At 45.2% G+C, this 19,257-nt stretch carries 17 protein-coding genes; 9 read left to right on the plus strand and 8 right to left on the minus strand.

Annotation, left to right across the window (positions count from 1 at the left end; translation table 11 throughout):
* Positions 1-78: 78 nt before the first annotated feature.
* Together FR741_RS20330 and FR741_RS20335 are read left to right on the plus strand one after the other, a co-directional pair.
* Positions 79-1,857, plus strand: coding sequence for a S8 family peptidase (locus tag FR741_RS20330; RefSeq protein ID WP_167427571.1), 1,779 nt, complete (start codon positions 79-81; stop codon positions 1,855-1,857).
* A gap of 12 nt (positions 1,858-1,869) precedes the next feature.
* On the plus strand, positions 1,870-2,325 hold the full coding sequence (locus FR741_RS20335) for a hypothetical protein (protein WP_012842506.1): 456 nt from the start codon (positions 1,870-1,872) through the stop codon (positions 2,323-2,325).
* Positions 2,326-2,472: 147 nt separating this feature from the next.
* Here FR741_RS20335 and FR741_RS20340 read toward each other — a convergent pair whose 3' ends face one another.
* The 3 genes from FR741_RS20340 to FR741_RS20350 all read right to left on the minus strand — a co-directional run bounded on the left by FR741_RS20340 (position 2,473) and on the right by FR741_RS20350 (position 5,372).
* Positions 2,473-3,402: an SRPBCC family protein gene (locus tag FR741_RS20340; protein ID WP_167427572.1), complete on the minus strand. Its 930-nt coding sequence runs from the start codon at positions 3,400-3,402 to the stop codon at positions 2,473-2,475.
* 88 nt (positions 3,403-3,490) lie between these two features.
* Positions 3,491-4,732, minus strand: coding sequence for a sensor histidine kinase (locus FR741_RS20345; protein ID WP_109169044.1), 1,242 nt, complete (start codon positions 4,730-4,732; stop codon positions 3,491-3,493).
* Positions 4,704-5,372: a response regulator transcription factor gene (locus FR741_RS20350; protein WP_005395631.1), complete on the minus strand. Its 669-nt coding sequence runs from the start codon at positions 5,370-5,372 to the stop codon at positions 4,704-4,706. Before FR741_RS20350 ends, FR741_RS20345 begins: the two co-directional genes overlap by 29 nt.
* A 90-nt stretch (positions 5,373-5,462) precedes the next feature.
* On the opposite strand from FR741_RS20350, the gene FR741_RS20355 reads away from it, so the two are divergent.
* Complete coding sequence (locus FR741_RS20355; RefSeq protein WP_167427573.1) at positions 5,463-6,662, plus strand: DUF5666 domain-containing protein; 1,200 nt, start codon at positions 5,463-5,465, stop codon at positions 6,660-6,662.
* A gap of 157 nt (positions 6,663-6,819) precedes the next feature.
* On the opposite strand, the gene FR741_RS20360 is transcribed toward FR741_RS20355, so the two are convergent.
* Positions 6,820-7,869, minus strand: a complete 1,050-nt coding sequence (locus tag FR741_RS20360; protein WP_047009268.1) for a hypothetical protein — start codon at positions 7,867-7,869, stop codon at positions 6,820-6,822.
* Positions 7,870-8,354: 485 nt separating this feature from the next.
* Here FR741_RS20360 and FR741_RS20365 point away from each other — a divergent pair, with 485 nt between their 5' ends.
* Entirely contained in the window at positions 8,355-8,816 is a 462-nt protein-coding gene (locus tag FR741_RS20365) for a hypothetical protein (RefSeq protein ID WP_167427574.1), read from the plus strand.
* Positions 8,817-8,909: 93 nt separating this feature from the next.
* Positions 8,910-9,383 (plus strand): copper chaperone PCu(A)C, encoded by a 474-nt coding sequence (locus FR741_RS20370; RefSeq protein WP_167427575.1) that lies wholly within the window; start codon positions 8,910-8,912, stop codon positions 9,381-9,383.
* 340 nt (positions 9,384-9,723) lie between these two features.
* On the opposite strand, the gene yegD is transcribed toward FR741_RS20370, so the two are convergent.
* The 3 genes from yegD to FR741_RS20385 form a co-directional block, all read right to left on the minus strand.
* Positions 9,724-11,076, minus strand: a complete 1,353-nt coding sequence (gene yegD, locus FR741_RS20375) for a molecular chaperone (RefSeq protein ID WP_167427576.1) — start codon at positions 11,074-11,076, stop codon at positions 9,724-9,726.
* Between the two features lie 119 nt (positions 11,077-11,195).
* Positions 11,196-11,813, minus strand: a complete 618-nt coding sequence (locus FR741_RS20380) for a hypothetical protein (protein WP_167427577.1) — start codon at positions 11,811-11,813, stop codon at positions 11,196-11,198.
* A 325-nt stretch (positions 11,814-12,138) separates the two neighbouring features.
* Positions 12,139-12,459: a DOPA 4,5-dioxygenase family protein gene (locus tag FR741_RS20385; RefSeq protein WP_005375836.1), complete on the minus strand. Its 321-nt coding sequence runs from the start codon at positions 12,457-12,459 to the stop codon at positions 12,139-12,141.
* A gap of 657 nt (positions 12,460-13,116) precedes the next feature.
* Between FR741_RS20385 and pdhA the strand changes: the two genes are divergently transcribed.
* The 3 genes from pdhA to FR741_RS20400 are packed head-to-tail and all read left to right on the plus strand — an operon-like array spanning position 13,117 to position 16,332.
* A complete protein-coding gene (pdhA, locus tag FR741_RS20390; protein ID WP_167427578.1) occupies positions 13,117-14,211 on the plus strand; it encodes a pyruvate dehydrogenase (acetyl-transferring) E1 component subunit alpha in 1,095 nt (364 codons plus the stop codon).
* Entirely contained in the window at positions 14,204-15,187 is a 984-nt protein-coding gene (locus FR741_RS20395) for an alpha-ketoacid dehydrogenase subunit beta (RefSeq protein ID WP_005395620.1), read from the plus strand. Before pdhA ends, FR741_RS20395 begins: the two co-directional genes overlap by 8 nt.
* The gene (locus tag FR741_RS20400; RefSeq protein ID WP_047009272.1) at positions 15,184-16,332 is read left to right on the plus strand and encodes a dihydrolipoamide acetyltransferase family protein; all 1,149 of its coding nucleotides are present in this window, start codon (positions 15,184-15,186) and stop codon (positions 16,330-16,332) included. Before FR741_RS20395 ends, FR741_RS20400 begins: the two co-directional genes overlap by 4 nt.
* Before the next feature lie 66 nt (positions 16,333-16,398).
* Here FR741_RS20400 and FR741_RS20405 read toward each other — a convergent pair whose 3' ends face one another.
* Positions 16,399-17,364: an electron transfer flavoprotein subunit alpha/FixB family protein gene (locus FR741_RS20405; protein WP_167427579.1), complete on the minus strand. Its 966-nt coding sequence runs from the start codon at positions 17,362-17,364 to the stop codon at positions 16,399-16,401.
* A gap of 138 nt (positions 17,365-17,502) precedes the next feature.
* Here FR741_RS20405 and FR741_RS20410 point away from each other — a divergent pair, with 138 nt between their 5' ends.
* On the plus strand, positions 17,503-19,164 hold the full coding sequence (locus tag FR741_RS20410; protein WP_167427580.1) for an electron transfer flavoprotein-ubiquinone oxidoreductase: 1,662 nt from the start codon (positions 17,503-17,505) through the stop codon (positions 19,162-19,164).
* Positions 19,165-19,257: the final 93 nt, after the last annotated feature.

Genomic DNA, 19,257 nt, shown 5'->3' on the forward strand with positions numbered 1-19,257 from the left:
TCGTTAGCTTTGTTTATTCCTGTTAGAGGAATATGAAACAGGAGCTAAAAAATTCCAAACAAAGACATGAGGTCAAAAATGGAAATACGCATTAACCGCCTATTTGCTGCTATGTTGGCAGTAGGCATTGCACCTGCCGTCTCGGCGTTTGATCCACTCTATTCTGAACAATGGCACTTAGACAACACAGGGCAAACTGCTTTTGCAGCTAACCCAGCTGTTGCTGGGAACGACCTAAACACCAAGCTCACTCAAGCAATGGGTATTGCGGGTATCGGTGTAAAAGTCGCGGTCATTGATTCTGGAGTGCAGATCGATCACCCAGATCTTGCAGGTAATATAGTTACAGGTAGCAGAAACTTCGTCGAAGACTCTTCTTTCCCATTAAGTTATCCGGTTGATACCAATGGTCACGGCACTGCTGTAGCCGGTTTGATCAGCGCAGTCGGCAACAATGGTGAAGGTGGACGCGGTGTTGCTTCTCACTCTTCTCTTATTGGTTTTAACTGGTTAGCCAACCAGACATTAGAAGGCTGGCTAATCTCTCACGGCATGGACCCAGCCACACGCGATGTTCGTGTATTTAACCAAAGCTATGGTTTCAGCCCGATCAACCCAATAACTTTTGATGAAAGCGATCCTCAACTTAAACTTGAAATGGACGTGATAAAAAATGTCAGTGAGAGTAACTCATGGGGACGCGGTGCTGTATTTGTTAAGTCGGCCGGCAATGGTTATCGCTATTTCAATGCGGGAAGATTCTTCGTATTACCAAGTAACTTCTTTGCTGGTGGAGACAACCAAGGCTTGCCGATGCACAACTCCAATCAGTCTTATGACAACGCCAACTATTTTAATTTAATCACCAGTGCACTACGTGCGGATGGCACGCGAGCGAGTTACTCATCGGTGGGATCTAACGTATGGGTTGCCGCACCAGCAGGTGAATATGGGCAAGACTTCCCTGCCATGGTCACCACCGATTTGATGGGTTGTGAAGAAGGGCAAAATACCAGCGACGGACTTGGTATCAATGGCTTACACGGCGGAACGGAGCTAGACCCGAACTGTAACTATACCAGTACAATGAACGGAACCTCGTCTGCTGCGCCAAACACGTCCGGTGCCATCGCGGCAATCATGTCCACGAATCATGCACTTTCTGCTCGTGATGTACGTGCTTTACTAGCGGAAACAGCAAAAGTAACGGATAAAACGCATCCAGGCGTACGACTTGAATTTACTAACCACAAAGGTGAACAGGTTATCTACGAGGCCATTTCTCCTTGGCAGAAAAACGCTGCAGGCGTAGATTTCCATACTTTTTATGGCTTCGGAGCTGTCGATTTGGATGAAGCAATGCAACGTGCTCGCATGACGAATCGTGTTTTACCGCCTCAAGTTATTACGCCTTGGGTTAACAATACTAAAGAAGTAAGTGTACCCGATGCGAGTTTGGCTGGCGGTTCATCAAGTATCGCCATTGCCGATGATCTGAAGGTAGAATCCGTTCAAGTGAAATTGACATTAGACCACTCTCGCCTGCCCGACTTAGCTATCGAGCTCGTTTCGCCATCAGGGACTCGTTCCGTTTTGCAAACACCACGTAATGGTCTTGTTGGTCAATCTCTTGACCCAACGATTACTGGCTACAAAGACCAACTAATGTTGTCTAACCAGTTCTATGGCGAAGATGCAAAAGGCGAATGGACATTACGAGCAATCGATACGAATGGCGACGAAGTCTTTTCTTACGTTGCATATTTTAACTCTTCAACCATCTATGACGTTCCGATGGCAAACAACGCTCAGCCAGGTGTTATTAAGAACTGGTCGATGCGCATCTTTGGACACTAAGGAGTCAATTACATGAAATACATATCATTTTCTATGCTGGCTCTTTCTATGATGACGGCTAGCGCATACGCTGAGCAACAACTCTCTCAACAACCCGCACCTGAACTGTTCGTGCCTTCAGAAGCGGTTGAGATTAATGGCCAAGATTATCGCAAGGTGCAAACGGGTACAGCTAGGAGCCTATCCGAAGAAGTAAAGCTTCAAGCCGGTGATGAAGTGTTTAAGAATGCATTTAGCAATGTATCCAAGGCCACTGGACTGGTTTACATCACGGTAAACAACCCTAACGAAGCGAAAGCGGTCGCCAAAGAGCTAAAGCTGGAAGTTGTCTTCGCAGAGGGAGAATCTGCGGTGTTAAAAGCATCTCAAGATCAAGATCTACTGAGCATTAGCGACTATCTAAACGCAGACAGCCGGGTAAAAGCGTCTAAAATTGAACTAAACAGCGGTAAGTACCGTGCACAATAATTCTCTAGCAAGAGAAGTTGGCTGATAAAACCATGCCTCAGCGATTGCTGAGGCATTTTTATAGATGGGTATAGAGACCCTCTTTTTCTTTTGTAGATTACTACGGAACTAGCATGATATTTAGGGGAGCGTGTCCGGCAACGCCTGTCATTTCTTAAATAAAATAACTTCGGTTCTTAGTTTATCCTGCGTGGTTTCTTGCGGGTTATCTAAGTAGCGCTCAATCCCTAATGGACTGGTTTTGGCTTTCATACCACTCTGGCGAACCAAGTTCATCGCTAAAGCCCATGCATTTCCCAAAAACTGATATTCCCCACGGTGCTCGACGACAAATGTTTCACTCTCAGGTATGGTACCAGTAACCGCCCCCTCTGGCGCACTTACCGCGTTATCAAGTGGTAAGCAAGTGATAAACTCAAACATACCTTTCTGCATATCCATCGACTGGTAATAACAAAATAACTCGCCGTTCACAGATAAGCCCTTGTCATCAACTATCTGCTTTAACTTGTGAACTTGTTCTTCTATTACCGGACCTAATTCTGGAATGCTGGCCTCGCCTTTTATTCCGATGTAATGAACCTGAGGCTGGGTTCGATTACCAATTTCAACCAAGTCTGAGAGCACTTGTCCGGTTTCAAGTTTGCTTTTGAGCATGCGTAGCCCACGTTGATAATCCATCTCTATCATCGACTTAAACATACTTTTCAAAAAGAACAGATACCAAGGAACGCGTGATTGCATTTGCCATTCGACTAAACAACCATCTTGTGACGGCGTCACAATTAGAGTTACCTTTCCGTGACTCTTGATTGGGCGAAAGAAATGAAGCTCCATATCTAACCGATGTTCTTGAGTGCTTTCCAATACAATGGCACCAGTCCCAATACGCTGACCATTCCATTGGTAACCAGCTCCAACGTGACCTTGATTATCGCTGAATGTCAGCTCGCAGCTTGGTTCAAGAATGATCCAAGGTGACCAATCAGGCCAGTTATTAAAATCCTTGAGATAGCCAATAATCTCGCTTTGATTCTTATTAATTTCAATACTTCTGCTGACCTGATAAGAAAGCATAACGGTTCCTCAAGTTTCCGCGTCACTAACTTCAGTCTAATTCAAATTCCAGTTTTTTCTTGTTTGACTGTGGGTTAGACGCACAAAGCTAGGAACGGAATTCCACTTTCGCACTAAATCGAACACCATCATCGTCCAGTATTAACGCCCATCCCATCCGTTCACATATGCGTTGTACGATAACAAGCCCACAACCGTAGCCGGCGTTGTACGTCTCGTTACCATCGTGACGATTCAGGATCTTAAGAGCATGACCATCCAACTCAATCTCAATATCTCCCACACTATAGCTAAAGGCGTTTTTAATCAGATTGTTGATAACAATGGTCACAAAACTCTCTGGTGCATTCACGACACCACTATGTTGTTCGTGCAAAGAATAATTCGAATCTTGCTTTGCAAATAAAGGAGCCAGCTCTTCCAGTTGTTTTTGTAGACAAGTAAGAAGCTGATGCTCTCCGTAATGCTGAGGCTCTATTTTCTCTTTACCGAGCAAGAGAAACGCTTCTGTCAGTACGCGCATGTCTTCACAAGCTGACTGCATTCTCGCGATGGCTTTTTGCGCGACTCGAGGTTGTTCTGGAATACGCGTTAGAATGTCTGTTGAGCCTTTGATCACCATGATTGGCGTTCTCAACTCATGCGATGCAAAACGACTAAATTCTTGTTCTCGTTTGAAATAGCCCGCGATATCGTTTTTATTATCCAGCAAAGTTTGCTCTATCTGGCGTGTCTCGCTGAACTTTGTTTCAACTTGGAAAGCGGGTTGATCCGGTGACATTTGGCTGATTTTGTCTTCGATTTGCGCTAGTGGTCGAGACAATATTCGCACCATATAAATGCCATACCCGACCATAACAAATGAAAATAAGCCACCGAGCAGTAGCGTAAACTGATGCAGCGAGCTTTCGTATTCGTCGAGGTAATCATCGGAGTCATCTTGAAACACAATGTACATAAGCCCCTTCCCTGAGGGGTGTTTCAATACGACAAAGTGTTTGTCTTCTTCACCAAGCAGATATTCGTAAAAACCGGGCGAAGTAAAAGAGAGCAACCAATCCGGTGTCGGTGCTTCACTCCAATATGAGTTGAACTCCAATACGTTTGGCAATGGCGCATCCCAGCCCTGTTTCTCGAAATTCTCACTATAAAGCGCAGCTTCAGTATCAAGCCAGTGATGTAAACTCAGCACTTCAAGTTTGTTTTCTGCCACATAAATCAGCGACCAAAAAAGAGTAAACATCACAAGCGTCATCACCCCAAAACCCCAACGGATCTTGCGATAAATACTTGGATATTCGTTATGCTTTAAGTCGGTAACCTTGTCCATGAATAGTCTCTAATCGTGATTCTTCAAAACCTTTGTCTAACGCGGTTCTTAAACCATAAATATGGCTACGAAGTGCATCACTTCCGGGTGGTTCGTCTCCCCACACACTATCGATCACTTCTGTGCGCGAAACCGATGCTGGAGCACGTTGGAGAAGTAACTTTAAAATCTTGGTTTGAATTCGGCTCAGCTTAATTTCTTTGTCTTTTCTCGTCACTTTGCCTGTGCGTGCATCTAAACAAATGTCCGCAAACTTGAGCGTGCCAATATCTTGCCTTGGACCGCGATTAGCCAAAGCATGAACACGCAAACTAAGCTCTTCCATCGCAAATGGCTTCATTAAATAGTCATCGCCTCCCGCTTTAAATGCCGCGATTTTGTCATCTAACGTATCTTTTGCGGTTAGGAAGAGGATTGGCGTTCCACAGAGCTGATCTTGTCGAAGTTTCTGTACCGTACTAATGCCATCGAGCTTAGGCATCATGATATCCATGATGATTACATCGTAATGATTATCCTCGATTAGCTTCAGTGCGGCCTCACCATGATACGCACAATCGATAATCATGCCTTCAAGCTCAAGATAGTCCGCAATCGTCTCCGAGACATTGTGGTTGTCATCTACAATTAAAATTTTCATAAAAATCACATTTCTTCACGATCTCTTCACGATATGCCCAATAAGATACAGGCAATTTCCTAAACTAGCTCGTAAATTGAGGTTAATACAATGAAAAAACTCGCTCTTATTTCTGTAGTAGGTTTGGCATTGTCTGGTTGTGGTGGTTCAGGTGGTGGCAGCAATAGCGATAGCACACCAACTCAACCAGTAGTGAAACCAAGTGTAGCGATTGGCTCTGTTGAAGCGGTCAACGCTGAAGAAAACACGTTAACCGTCAATGGATATACATACCATGTGTCTGGGGTGGTTTATAGCGATACATCAATGCAATTGGCCGATGTAGAACCCAAAATGATGGTTCAAGTAGGAACAGATGTTCGTAAAGCGTCTGACGATGGCTTCTTAGTAACACTTGAGCCAACCATTACCGGACGTGTTACAGCAATTGATTATGTGAAGAAAACATTTACGGTAAACGGCGTAGATCTGCAGTTTGACGGTTTAAGTGATGATATAGAGATCAACGACTGGGTGATGGTGTCATCCTTGCCGACTGCTGATGCAGGTTATCGAGTGTTGTCTGTGGTCGAGATCGACGTAGATAACGATTACCCAGCCCTTGGAAGCTACTACGAACTGGAAGGTCGCATTACAAGTATCGATGAAAATGCTGGCACGTTTGAGCTTGGTACAAATATAACCGTATCTTACGACAACATTAGCCAACTTAGCATCGGCCAATGGGTGGAAGTAGAAGGTGAAATGCAAAACGGCGTCTTCATGGCAAATGAGGTAGAAGTTGAAGGCTACGACGTCATAAGCAATGACAGCGATGTGGAAGGCATCGTGACTTGGGTTGCAAATGATTACAGTGAGTTTTCATTAAACTACCGAGGTGCATTCTTCATCGATAACGCAACACGATTTGAAGATGGCAGCAAAGCGAACCTAAAACAAGGTCAAGAAGTGGAAGTAACGTCTGTCATGAAAAATGGCAAACGCATCGCTACCGTTATTGAGTTTGAGCAACCAGACTTTGACGATAACAACCAATGGCAAGGTAAAGAATTTGAATGTGAAGGATACGTATCAAACTACGATGCTGAAGCAAGAACATTTGACATCGAGCGTTGCGAAAACGACGCAGATCAATTGCTAAACAACACTACCGTTGTGATTGATGTACAAACACGCTTCCAAGGCATCGAAGAACTTAACCTAAATGGTGCTCGTGTCGAAGTCGATGGTGTAATCATCAACGACCAAAATATTGCCCGTGAAGTGGAGTTGGACGTTTACGACAACTGATACCTTCTACGCTAAAGAAAAAGTGTCACTTCGGTGGCACTTTTTTGTTTTTCTATTTTAAATCCTCTCTCTTCTTTTGGCTCACTTTAGTAGCGAAACCTTACAGTAAAAAAAGAGCGCCGATTGACGCTCTTTTCGATCTCTAATTGATAACCAATTATGCGGCCTCTGTCTGACCTATCCAATGATAATGGTGGTTGGCTTTTTTACCCACTAAACCGAGCTCTGCCAATTCCTCAAACACCTTGTCTACCTCTTCCGCAGATAGCCTAAATTGTTTTGCAACGGCTTTTTTAGTGCACGTAATTTGATGCGTTTTAAGTGCATCGCTCACTTGCTCTAACAAAGTTTTCGGTTCTTTTGGCTCTTCAGGCTCCGGCGTTACTGGTATTTCTTGCTCTTCTTCCTCTTTGATATGAGGAAGATACCCCGCTGGCTCTGGATCGATATCGCGAACCGTTTTCAGTATCATGCCCTCATTTCGGCGATAGAAATGTCTGAACCGTTGCTCTTCACCAATCAGGCCGACAAAAAATGCAGCAAAGAAATCCAACAGAATCGAAAGAAATACAACCAAGCCAAGCTGAGCTTGCTGAGAGGTGGTACCAAATGCGTTGGCCAGGCTATCAATCAAACCAATAACTGAGCCTTGCGTGACCGGTGGCAAACTATCACGTTCCATAGCCAAGCGTTGCTGCTCTTCGCGTAAGGTTTTGTTTTGCTCCTGAATGCGAGTTACACCAGTCGCGATACGCTCCATCTCGATGTATTTCTGCGCTGCCATATTGTTGAGCTCAATCTGTTTATCGATTGCCGCAATTTGGCGATTAAACGCTTCCACTTTCGCCTGCTCTACCGAAATATGGCTTTGTGCGCTGTTTGTTGCACTGTTAATGCCACCAATACTACCGCCAATGGAGATCGCAGCTAAGACTAAATAAAACACGAGAGCGGTTGCCGCCCCTGTATAGTTGCGATGGGCTCGGCGCTCACCGTATTCATACCAAGCGTAGAACTTACCCGCTTCAAAAATAATCGCTAAACCACCAAATAAGGTTTGCATCATCGGGTTTTCGTCGATCGACAAAAACAGCAATAGAGAAAAAATAGTCGATGCTAAAATCGCAGCACCAGTGAATGCGTATACACTCACCATGGCAAATCGACCTTTAGGGTATCGATATCCAATCTGTTGTTCGTATTTCATTTGAGAAATTTCTTAAGATTAATCGCCCCTCCGACTAAGTAGGACGGACGTTCTGGCATGTACAAAGGAGCGCAGAATACCGTATCCTTTATTAAATTACTGTCATAATTCCGTTAATGGAAAACAAGTGAAGATTCGGTGTGCACTTTGAATCGATATCAGCCAAATCTAGCACGTAAAAACACCACCACGACACCCACTAACCGAAGCTTCAGTGACATATAAGAGAGATTTATTCAATATCTTCAAAAGCGACTAGGCAAGACAGACAAACTGAATTGGAGGTTATGAATTCCAGCCTAATCAAGACATGCCATCTGCCGTAACACGTTGCTTTAAATCGTAAAGAGCCAAGCTATTAAAGCGTTAAAAATAGGCAATAAAACAAATAATGCACACTTGCATCACCTTTTAGTAAACTGATAATTACATTGTTTGGTTAATTTGTTAGTATCCCGCGCCGAAGAAGATAAGCACTCAATTGTATGGAAAACACTCTAATACAGCATAAACACCACCGCTTGCACGCTATTGCGGTTATTATCGCGGTGTTGTTTCAGTTGTATTTAGCGTCCACAGCGACTCTTAACCCAACACAAGTTCACAGCACAACCTGGCTTAACAAAGTTCAAAGTGAAAAGGTCTTACTGTGTACCGCAGATGGTTTCAAATGGGTGGATATCAATACGCTGATTGAAGCTAACGCTCAACCTTCTTCTACGCTCATTCAAGATCTTAATTTACATGAAGGCTTTCAGTTTGAGTGTCCGCTTCTTCAAGCGGTTCAATTCTTTCTTTTGGTTGCGATTGGGCTATACCTGACTACCATCCATTGGCTACGCCGAGTCAAGAAAGTTCTGACGCTTTACCGATTTTCAAAATGCGATAAGCTCGTTTACAAACATATCGCGCCTAAGCATTCTCCGCCGAGTGTTTTTCCTGCCTAACAGGCATCTAATCATTGACAACTTTATTAAAAAATAACGATGACTCTGTTTGTTGTCCATTCAGAGAAGCTATTCATTCAAAAGGAAAAACACATGCTTAAATCATTAAAAACCGCCGCTATCGCGCTTATTGCTGTCATCGCTAGCCCACTGAGTTTAGCGCACGATTATGAAGCAGGAAAAATTCATATCGACCATCCATGGAGCCGCGAAGCGCCACCAAACGCACCTGTTATCGGTGGTTTTTTTCAATTAACCAACCACGGTGACAGTGAAGATGCATTGATCGCAGCAGAAAGCCCAATCGCAGGACATGTCGAAATTCACACGCATAAGAAAGAAGATGGTGTGATGAAAATGATTAAGATTGACGAAGTGCACGTTCCAGCCAATGACTCAGTGTTGTTTAAGCCAGGCAGCTTCCATTTAATGATTTTCAATCCAACACAAGCGCTCAAAGAAGGTGACCGCTTCCCTATGACGTTAACATTCAAAAACGCGGGTAAAGTGGAAGTAGAAATGGCGGTTGAAAAACAAGGACACATGGAAAAACACATGCACCATTAATGACGTAAACAAAAATGCCCGCTGATTTAGCGGGCATTTTTATTTCAGCTTAGTAAAAATCATTATTCCGATAGATCATAACCCGATTCTTCAGAATAATGGCAGCTAGTAGCACTTAGCGAGACGCAGTCATATACATAACAGCATGCTCGGACAATAGATTCTGAATCACGCTCGTCCCTCATTGTTCAGAATGACATTGAAAGATTTAAGAACCCTAACAAGGTTCCCTACTCGCATGAAACTCAATCTCTCAGCGAAGTCTTCCAACCATCATTTGATAAGCCTAAGCGAAGTCATAAATTTGGTAACAATGCCCATAGCGCAATTAGTTTTCTTTCTACTTGAAACAGACCTCAGCCCAACGAGCTAGGCCAGCAGTTACCGAGCCAAAATAATTTCCACTGACGACCGGAATATTTGGCAGTACGGTTTGCACCGCATCGCGCAAAATTGGCGAGCGTGCCGAACCACCAGTCATAAAGATAGCATCGGGTTTCCCCCCAGCTTGCTCTACCGCTTCTGTCACCAACGCCGTCATTTTATTCTTCGGCGACTGAATCGCTTCGATCATTTCGTCTCGTTGCACATCGACTTCAATCAGTTCTGACAGTAAGTTGATGCCAGTTCGGTAAGAAGCTTGTTCTGAAAGCGCCACTTTCGCTTCTTCGGCACGGCGAACAATGTTGTAGCCTAAAGACTCATGATACACCTCTAGCAAACGAGCAAGCTTTTCTGGCTCTTGAGCCTGCTTTTGAAGCAACTTCAACGCGGATAGGTTCTCTCGCGAATAGAAATCACTCTGCGCTTCTACATTGTTGATTGCTATCGGGTTCCAGAATTGGGTGGTCGGCATCACAATACCTGACTCCATTTTGCTTTCCATGCCAAACGGGAACATGAGCTGCTTAAATGCTAACGCGATATCAAGATCATTCCCGCCGACGCGCTGGCCACTATGAGCTAACAAGCTTGCGGTCCTATCCGCTTTGCCACGCCAAGACGGCCCCATTTGAATCAACGAGCAGTCCGTTGTACCACCGCCAATATCGACCACTAGAATGGTTTTGTCTTCGCTGAGTGTCGCTTCATACTCTAGGCCCGCCGCGACAGGCTCAAACTGAAACTCCACATTTTGGAAGCCCGCACGTTTCGCTGCCCGCAACAAAATGCGTTCAGCCTGAATGTTAGCCGTTTCACCGCCACGCCCATGGAAGTTAATTGGCCGGCCGATAACAGCATCGGTAATACTTTGCTGCGCATCGTTTTCGGCTTGCGACTTAATATTGTCCATCATCGCGCAGACAAGATCTTCGAAGAAAGCCAATTGCACGTCACGCAAGCCAGAAGCGCCAAGAAAAGACTTCGGCGACTTTACGTAATAGATATCACGAGGGTCTTCCAAATAGAGATTAAGCGCCGCCTGACCAAATGCAATGTCGTCAGATACGAGATCAATACTTTCTTCTCGGTTTAAATTGATTGCCCGGCGTAAAACCTGCTCACCAACTTGATCTAATGGTTTAATATCTCGATGGCGAAATAAGTGCTCGGATACCGATTCACGAGTCGGTGCAGCAAGGGTGGAAGGAATAAATGGACTGCTCCCTTCTAGGTTAAGCATTACTGGCTCACCCGATTCCATTTTTGCCACTGAACAGTTTGCAGTGCCATAGTCAAAGCCGATAAACATAATTCCTCCCACTAATAAGGACCTGTAGACCGTTAAAAAGCCGGCAATGCTAACTTAATGGCATAGGAATTACTATCCTAAAATCGTGTGTAATTTAACGTGGCAAGTCTATCTAAGGTTTATTGCTCTCTTTTTTTCATAGATGGCAAAACAACCGCAACCAATAACGCTAATAATAAGAATACAGGAGTAAGCGTTAACCCGTGCCAGATCGAATAACCGTCATGGAACAACCAGAAAATACCAACAGTCAAGAGATACGCAAAGTAACTGCAAAACACTAAGCTAATCGCAACAAAGCGAGTTCGATTGATAATAAGAATCCGCACTAGATACTGACTAAGAATACCAGAACAGTGCATGGCAAGCTGCCAATTGATGATAAAGAAAGCAAGCGCAATAAACCCTGCAACCACTAGTGAATCGTGAGTATTTAAAATAAAGTAGCTACCAAATCGGCTTATGATGATCGGGGAATCCCCTTCATATACTGTTGACCAAGATATCGCATTTGCTGCTGCAATATAATTCGCAAAATAAGCGATGGCGTAAAAAGTCGTTTGAGAACTGAACGGCTGAAATACATCCGTACAATATCCTCGCCATTCTTCTTTGTTGGCTGTAGGTCCAACCCAATTACGTTTTTGATGAGCGACGCGTTCGGCGAATGCAGGTCCGTTGCGAAACAACAACCAAAATATATACAGTGAAAGTATGACCAAGAGTAACGAAAACATACCCTTCCCCCTCAGAAATTATCGGCTCCACTACCAATGGCGTTGGGGTCGTAAACTGCACTTCCCTGCTATACCTATTTCATTTATCTGAACTTATTATTTTATTGCTGCCAAAACTTATTTAACGATATGCTAAACAGAAACATGGTCTCACTTGATGCTTAAGCTCAAAAACCTACTTGTAGGTTTAGCACACAAAAACAGGGCCTGCAGAATGGAGAAAAGGAGATCGCGACTTATTAACGAACATGAAAACGCTAACTTGCTACGGTGACCGCGATGAGGGGAGAAGCATTCAAAGCGGTCATACATGCGGGAGGAACAACTATTTCTCTAGCTTCTCTTCAAATACACCAATCTCTCTACCCAGCCAAATCGCGCGTTCCGTATGATCGAGCAACTCTTCTTCACTCACAGGATGGATAAGCACAGAAAAATCGCCTCGAATCGTATCGAGCCAAGCCAAAAACTCTTCACTCAATGACTCTAGGTGAATTTCAAACATCGGCATTTTATGTGGGCCAACCAATCTTCCAACCAAAGGAAACACACGCAGCACATCTTGACGCTCTTGACGGATGATCTCGTTCAAGGCTTGCGCTTTATCTTGTTCTCTTAAAGGAAAATAAACATGAGCGTGATACATAATTTCTCCATAATCACTTCGACTTGAGCACCATCTACTGTTGATAAGCTCAAGGACCGCCGAGGGTATACATTTGTAATGTCGTCACCCTACCCTGATTCCACTCTGTTGGGAAGAAGTTATGTATTCTCATAAGGCCGGAGTTTCGGGCACAACAAAAAATCTCAATACAACACATAACAACTACTTGAGTTGATTCATTAATAATGACTCACTTTGTCAAATTTTACAGCCAAATTTTGTTGCAAATATGTTTCATTCAATAGCAATTAAATTCGAGTTTAAAAATGCCAACAATTAAAAATCAGCATATTACTCTACAAAATCAGGGTGTAAGCAAAACTTTACTACTGATCAAAAGTCAAAATGAAGCACAATTTAACAATTTGTTTACACTTATTGTATCTGGCTATACCACGATTTAGTTAGAGGGTTAGATGCAGAAAAAATGTTTCTCTGTGTCTTGCGATGAAATAGCCGCAGCGGTGTTATCGGAAAATAGTTTAAAGGACGTACAGATGCCTACAGCTATAGAAAACACAAGCAACCTTAGGTATGGCCTTTGCGCTGATATCAGAGTTTGAGTACCCATACAAACTCTGGTTTGATATGAACAGCTGCAGTCCAAAAGACACGCAGCGTCAAAAGGAGCTTGAGATGAACGTTCAGGCATTACCCATGCATCGGTTTATCGACCATCATGGGGACCTAGTCGGCCAACTACCCAACTGGGCTGACACTGAAACTTTGGTCGGGTTTTACCGAGACATGGTATTAACTCGCACTTACGACAACAAAGCCGTTGCGTTGCAACGCACCGGCAAGTTAGGGACCTACCCTTCGCACCTAGGTGCTGAAGCCATCGGCATTGCGGTCGGCAGAGCGCTGAAAGCCGATGATGTATTTGTCCCTTATTATCGCGATATGCCTGCAATGTGGTGTCGTGGTATTGGCATGGAGAAGAATCTTCAATACTGGGGCGGTGATGAGCGCGGTAGTGATTTTGCTCCTGAGGGCAGCCCAGTTCCTAGCCGAGATCTTCCATTCTGCGTCCCCATTGCGACGCAATGTACGCACGCTGTCGGGGTGGCTTCCGCATTGAAAATTCAAGGTAACCATGAAGCTGCGCTAGTCATGTGTGGCGATGGCGGTACATCCAAAGGGGATTTTCTAGAGTCAATAAACTGTGCGGGTGCTTGGAATATTCCACTTGTTTTCGTTGTGAATAACAACCAGTGGGCAATTTCAGTGCCGCGTAGCCTTCAATGTGCTGCCGATTTCTTATCAGAAAAAGCGCAAGGCGCTGGTATACCGGGCATTACGGTAGATGGTAACGATGTCGTCGCCGTTTATGATGCAACCAAGACCGCACTTGAGAGAGCGAGAAAAGGGAAAGGCGCAACACTCATCGAAGCGGTCAGTTACCGATTAAGTGACCACACTACGGCCGATGATGCGACTCGTTATCGTAAAGAGGACGACGTTCAAACCGCATGGCAATACGAACCTATAGCACGTCTTAAAACGTATCTCCTTAATCAAGGTGCTTGGAGCGATGAACAAGAGCAACAATGGCTAGAATACTGCAAGGAACAAGTGGAACTGGCAGTTGAACGCTACCTCAGCTTACCGTCACAAGCACCTGAAACTGGGTTCGATTATTTGTATGAATCGCTTCCCCAAGAGCTTCACGCTCAAAGAGATGAACTCATCAACAAAGCAATGCGAATGCAGGGAGGCAAACATGGCTGAGCTAACGTTAGTTGAAGCAGTAAATCTCGCTCTGCACCACGAAATGCAACAAGACCAAAATGTTGTCGTGTTAGGTGAGGACGTAGGTGATAATGGTGGCGTATTCCGTGCCACCGTAGGGCTCAAACAAGAGTTTGGTCTCAAACGAGTGATCGATACGCCCCTCGCTGAAGCGTTAATCGGCGGTGTTGCGGTCGGTATGGCAACGCAAGGATTACGACCTGTCGCCGAATTTCAATTTCAAGGTTTTGTTTTTCCGGCAATGGAGCACTTAATGTGCCACGCGGCACGCATGCGTAACCGAACTCGCGGTCGCCTCACTTGCCCTGCGGTTTTTCGTGCGCCATTTGGTGGCGGTATTCACGCTCCAGAGCACCACTCAGAAAGTGTAGAGGCGCTATTTGCGCACACTGCTGGCTTTAAAGTAGTGATTCCTTCTTCACCTCAACGCGCATACGGCCTGCTTCTCGCCGCGATTCGAAGTAATGATCCTGTCATGTTCTTCGAACCGAAACGCATTTATCGAACCGTAAAATCTGAAGTCGTTGATAATGGCGAAGCACTTCCACTCGACACCTGCTTCACCTTACGTAAGGGGCGAGATATCACGCTTGTTACTTGGGGCGCATGCGTCGTAGAGTCACTTCAAGCCGCACAGACCTTATCTAGTCAAGGAATTGAAGTCGAGGTGATTGATTTGGCGAGCATTAAGCCAATTGATACCGCAACGATTTTCAGCTCACTAGAAAAAACCGGACGTTTACTCGTTGTTCATGAAGCGAGTAAAACTTGTGGTGTGGGCTCTGAGCTTTTAGCTCGAACAGCCGAACACGCCATGTGCTTACTAAAAGCCCCACCTAAACGAGTAACTGGAATGGATACCATTATGCCTTATTACCGTAACGAAGATTATTTCATGGTTCAGGAAGAAGACATTGTGACCGCAGCGCGCGAACTCGTGGAGGATTGGAAATGAAGACGTTTAACTTACCCGATCTCGGCGAAGGCCTCGCTGAATCAGAAATTGTAAAATGGCACGTTAATGTCGGTGACATGGTTAAGTTGGATCAAGTGATCTTAACTGTCGAGACAGCAAAAGCGACGGTCGACGTTCCCGCCCCCTACTCGGGCCGTGTAGTCAGCCGCCATGGGGAAGAAGGTGATATCGTCAATATTGGCGCATTGCTACTCGAAATTGACGAAACTGGCGCAGAGCGCGGGGCTACGGTAGAGAAAAAAGAGACTGCTGACGCCGCGACCGTTGTCGGCAATGTTTCTCATCAAGCACATCACGTTAACGTCGATGACTTCTGGATTGGAGGCAATCACAACACGACTGAGAGTAATCTAGTTACTGCTCTACCCTCGGCTCGTCTATTGGCACAAAAACTTGGGGTAGATCTTAATCTCGTGTCAGGCAGTGGTCCAAACGGTCTTATCGTTGATGCCGATATTTACGACGAAGCCGGAAAACAGCGTCCGGGCACCGAAGTATTGAAAGGCGCTCGACGCACCATGGTGTCGTCGATGACTGAGTCACACGAGCACGTTGCTGCCGTGACCATTACAGAAGAAGCGTTGCTGGAAGACTGGCTGCCGAACGAAGACATCAGTATCCGCCTGGTTCAAGCGATTGTTCATGCGTGTCAGGAAGAGCCCGCTTTAAATGCTTGGTTTGATGCAGAAACCATGACGCGTTGCGTGCACAATACGGTTAATCTTGGTATTGCTGTAGATAGCCGTCATGGCTTGTACGTACCCGTATTGCGCCACGCAGATGAATACGAGCCACAAGATGTTCGTCGTTGGCTCGATCAAACCGTTGAAGGGATCAGAGAGAGAAAAATCGGTCGAGAGCAATTACAGCACGCGACGATTACGCTTTCCAACTTTGGAGCGATTGCCGGCATTTACGCGACACCTGTCGTCACACCTCCGCAAGTCGCTATTGTTGGTGCTGGTCGAATACTCGACCGAGTGGTGATAAGAAATGGTCAAGCAATTTCGGTGAAAGCAATGCCGCTATCAGTAACGTTTGATCATCGCGCTTGTACTGGTGGTGAAGCTGCAAGGTTTACGAAAGTACTTGCAGAGCACCTGCAACGCCCGAGCGAAAAGTAACTGGTAAAAACCAAATGATAAAGGCTTCCAGTTCGGAAGCCTTTTGTTTGAGGAAGCTGATTATATCTACAGCTTCTCTAGCAACTCCGGCATCACCTCAAATAAATCGCCGACCAACCCATAGTCAGCGATGTCAAAAATAGGCGCATCGGGATCGCTGTTAATTGCGACAATCACCTTTGAGTCTTTCATTCCCGCTAAATGTTGAATAGCACCAGAAATTCCGACGGCAATGTATAATTCAGGTGCAACAATTTTACCAGTTTGCCCGACTTGATGGTCATTAGACACATACCCCGCATCAACCGCCGCTCGGGACGCTCCTACCGCTCCACCTAGCTTGTCAGCCAATTGTTCGACTAAAGCAAACTTCTCTTTACTCCCGAATGCACGACCACCCGATACCACCACTCTAGCCGCTGGCAATTCTGGTCGCTCACTTTCTGGCGTTTGCTGCGAAATAAACTCACTAAGTTTGTTGATAATCACCGTATCGACTTGAGTAACCTTAGGGACAACTGGCGTGTCTGACAGCTCTACGGCATCAAAAGCCGTACTTCGTATGGTCATCACTTTAAAGGGGTCGTTCGACGTGACTCTCGCCAATGCATTCCCGGCATAAATGGGACGAATCACCGTATCGATAGACTCGATTGTCATCACGTCCGAAAGTTGCCCTACATCGAGTAACGCCGCCACGCGAGGCATCACATTCTTACCAAATGTACTAGCAGGAGAAAGAATGTGTGAGTAATTTTTGGCTACTTGTGAGATCAAAGACGCGATATTTTCCGCTAACCCATGCTCGTATTCCTTCGCGTCAACCCAGATAATTTCTGCAACGCCCTTAACGCACTTCAACTCATCCAAAACCGATTGGCACTGATAACCAATAAGCAATACAGAAATAGGAAGCGATTTAGCATCATCCTTGATATCAAATGCCGCTTTAATTGCACACAGCGTCCCTACAGCCAACGACTGGTTGTCATGTTCCGCAATGACAAGTGTTGCAAATGGTCGGTCGTCCATGGTCATGCCTCGTATAACACGTCAGATCCATTACTTGAGCTTAGTTCACTTCACGTTAACGTCAACTGAGCTATAGTTTTCTGTATAGAAACCAAAAACCTGTCACGCAGATGACGATAATAGAAAGGAAGCAGATAGATGGAACGAGAATGCATGGAGTTTGATGTCGTGATCGTGGGAGCCGGACCTGCGGGCTTAAGTGCCGCTTGTCGCCTAGCTCAACTCAACCAAGATAGTGAAGGTGACGCACTTTCAATTTGCGTTGTAGAAAAAGGCTCAGAAGTGGGCGCACATATTTTATCTGGCGCTGTTTTTGAAACCAATGCCTTGGATGAACTTTTCCCCGATTGGAAAGAAATGGATGCCCCGCTATCAGCCTCAGTTCAGCAAGACCATTTCCTTTATCTTACTACTGAGCAAAACCATATTCGCGTCCCTCATTTCCTTACGCCACGTCCAATGATAAATGGCGAAAATAATTATGTAATTAGCCTTGCCAACCTTTGCCGTTGGCTCGCTAACCAAGCAGAAAGTCTTGGGGTGGAAGTTTTTCCTGGCTTTGCCGCTGCAAACATCAATTATGATCAGAGTGGCGCCGTGACAGGCATTAATACGAGCGATATGGGACTAGATAAGAACGGCCAAGCCAAACCTAACTTTGAGCCAGGTATCGAGCTAAAGGCAAAATACACCCTTTTTGCTGAAGGTTGTCGCGGACATCTGGGTAAAGAACTTATTCAAAGGTTCGACCTAGACGCAGGCAAGCAACCTCAGCACTACGCGCTTGGCTTAAAAGAGATATGGGAATTACCCTCTGACAGCAAGGATGTATCTGGCAGTGTTATCCACTCCGCTGGCTGGCCTTTGAGCGAGACAAATACCACTGGCGGCGGTTTTCTCTATCACATGGAGAACAACCAAATCGCGGTCGGTTTGATCGTAGATTTAAACTACAGCAACCCTTACTTAAGCCCGTTTGACGAGTTTCAACGCTTTAAGCATCATCCAGCTATCAAGCAACACCTAAAAGGTGCCCAACGTATCGCATATGGTGCAAGAGCCATTGCAAAAGGTGGACTTTCTTCTCTGCCGAAACAGCAATTCCCCGGCGGTTTATTGATTGGTTGTGATGCGGGGACTTTGAACGTCGCTAAGATCAAAGGCAGCCATACTGCGATGAAATCCGGAATCATTGCAGCAGAAGCGGTACATACGGCCCGACAAACTAGAGCTTCTGAGCCAGACTACCAGTCGTTGTTTGAATCATCATGGTTGTATGACGAACTCGCCGAAACGCGTAACTTTGGCGCGAACATCCACAAGTTTGGCAGCATACTGGGCGGTGCACTTTCGACCTTTGAGCATAACCTATGGCAACCACTGGTTAAGAAGCCGTTACCTTGGTCTATCAAGGACTATTCGTACGATCATGAGCAGTTAAAACCTAAACAAGAGTGCCACCCAATTGCATACCCAAAACCAGATGGTGAAATCAGTTTTGATAAGCCTTCGTCGGTATTTTTATCGGGAACACAGCACGAAGAGGACCAACCTTGCCACCTTGTTCTGACTTATCCTCACATTCCAATTGATGTGAATTTGGGTATGTATGACGAGCCGAGTCAACGCTACTGCCCCGCAGGGGTTTACGAAGTGGTGGAAGTTGAGAGTAAGTTGAAGTTTCAGATAAATGCCGCCAACTGCGTGCATTGCAAAACCTGTGATATCAAAGATCCTTCACAAAACATCACATGGAAAGCGCCAGAAGGTGGCGGCGGACCAAGCTATCAAAACATGTAACCAAAGAACCACTTAAAGTGCGAAGCAGTGCATTTACTACTGCTAATTTTTAAAATGGTTAAGCAAAAAGTCGGTAGCTAACAACAGAAAAGA

The sequence above is a fragment of the Vibrio diabolicus genome (assembly GCF_011801455.1).
GTDB classification, from domain to species: domain Bacteria; phylum Pseudomonadota; class Gammaproteobacteria; order Enterobacterales; family Vibrionaceae; genus Vibrio; species Vibrio diabolicus.

Coding starts and splice junctions, on each gene's coding strand:
- FR741_RS20330 (WP_167427571.1), top strand. CDS start 79: ATGGAAATACGCATTAACCGCCTATTTGCTGCTATGTTGGCAGTAGGC.
- FR741_RS20335 (WP_012842506.1), top strand. CDS start 1,870: ATGAAATACATATCATTTTCTATGCTGGCTCTTTCTATGATGACGGCT.
- FR741_RS20340 (WP_167427572.1), bottom strand. CDS start 3,402: ATGCTTTCTTATCAGGTCAGCAGAAGTATTGAAATTAATAAGAATCAA.
- FR741_RS20345 (WP_109169044.1), bottom strand. CDS start 4,732: ATGGACAAGGTTACCGACTTAAAGCATAACGAATATCCAAGTATTTAT.
- FR741_RS20350 (WP_005395631.1), bottom strand. CDS start 5,372: ATGAAAATTTTAATTGTAGATGACAACCACAATGTCTCGGAGACGATT.
- FR741_RS20355 (WP_167427573.1), top strand. CDS start 5,463: ATGAAAAAACTCGCTCTTATTTCTGTAGTAGGTTTGGCATTGTCTGGT.
- FR741_RS20360 (WP_047009268.1), bottom strand. CDS start 7,869: ATGAAATACGAACAACAGATTGGATATCGATACCCTAAAGGTCGATTT.
- FR741_RS20365 (WP_167427574.1), top strand. CDS start 8,355: ATGGAAAACACTCTAATACAGCATAAACACCACCGCTTGCACGCTATT.
- FR741_RS20370 (WP_167427575.1), top strand. CDS start 8,910: ATGCTTAAATCATTAAAAACCGCCGCTATCGCGCTTATTGCTGTCATC.
- yegD (WP_167427576.1), bottom strand. CDS start 11,076: ATGTTTATCGGCTTTGACTATGGCACTGCAAACTGTTCAGTGGCAAAA.
- FR741_RS20380 (WP_167427577.1), bottom strand. CDS start 11,813: ATGTTTTCGTTACTCTTGGTCATACTTTCACTGTATATATTTTGGTTG.
- FR741_RS20385 (WP_005375836.1), bottom strand. CDS start 12,459: ATGTATCACGCTCATGTTTATTTTCCTTTAAGAGAACAAGATAAAGCG.
- pdhA (WP_167427578.1), top strand. CDS start 13,117: ATGAACGTTCAGGCATTACCCATGCATCGGTTTATCGACCATCATGGG.
- FR741_RS20395 (WP_005395620.1), top strand. CDS start 14,204: ATGGCTGAGCTAACGTTAGTTGAAGCAGTAAATCTCGCTCTGCACCAC.
- FR741_RS20400 (WP_047009272.1), top strand. CDS start 15,184: ATGAAGACGTTTAACTTACCCGATCTCGGCGAAGGCCTCGCTGAATCA.
- FR741_RS20405 (WP_167427579.1), bottom strand. CDS start 17,364: ATGGACGACCGACCATTTGCAACACTTGTCATTGCGGAACATGACAAC.
- FR741_RS20410 (WP_167427580.1), top strand. CDS start 17,503: ATGGAACGAGAATGCATGGAGTTTGATGTCGTGATCGTGGGAGCCGGA.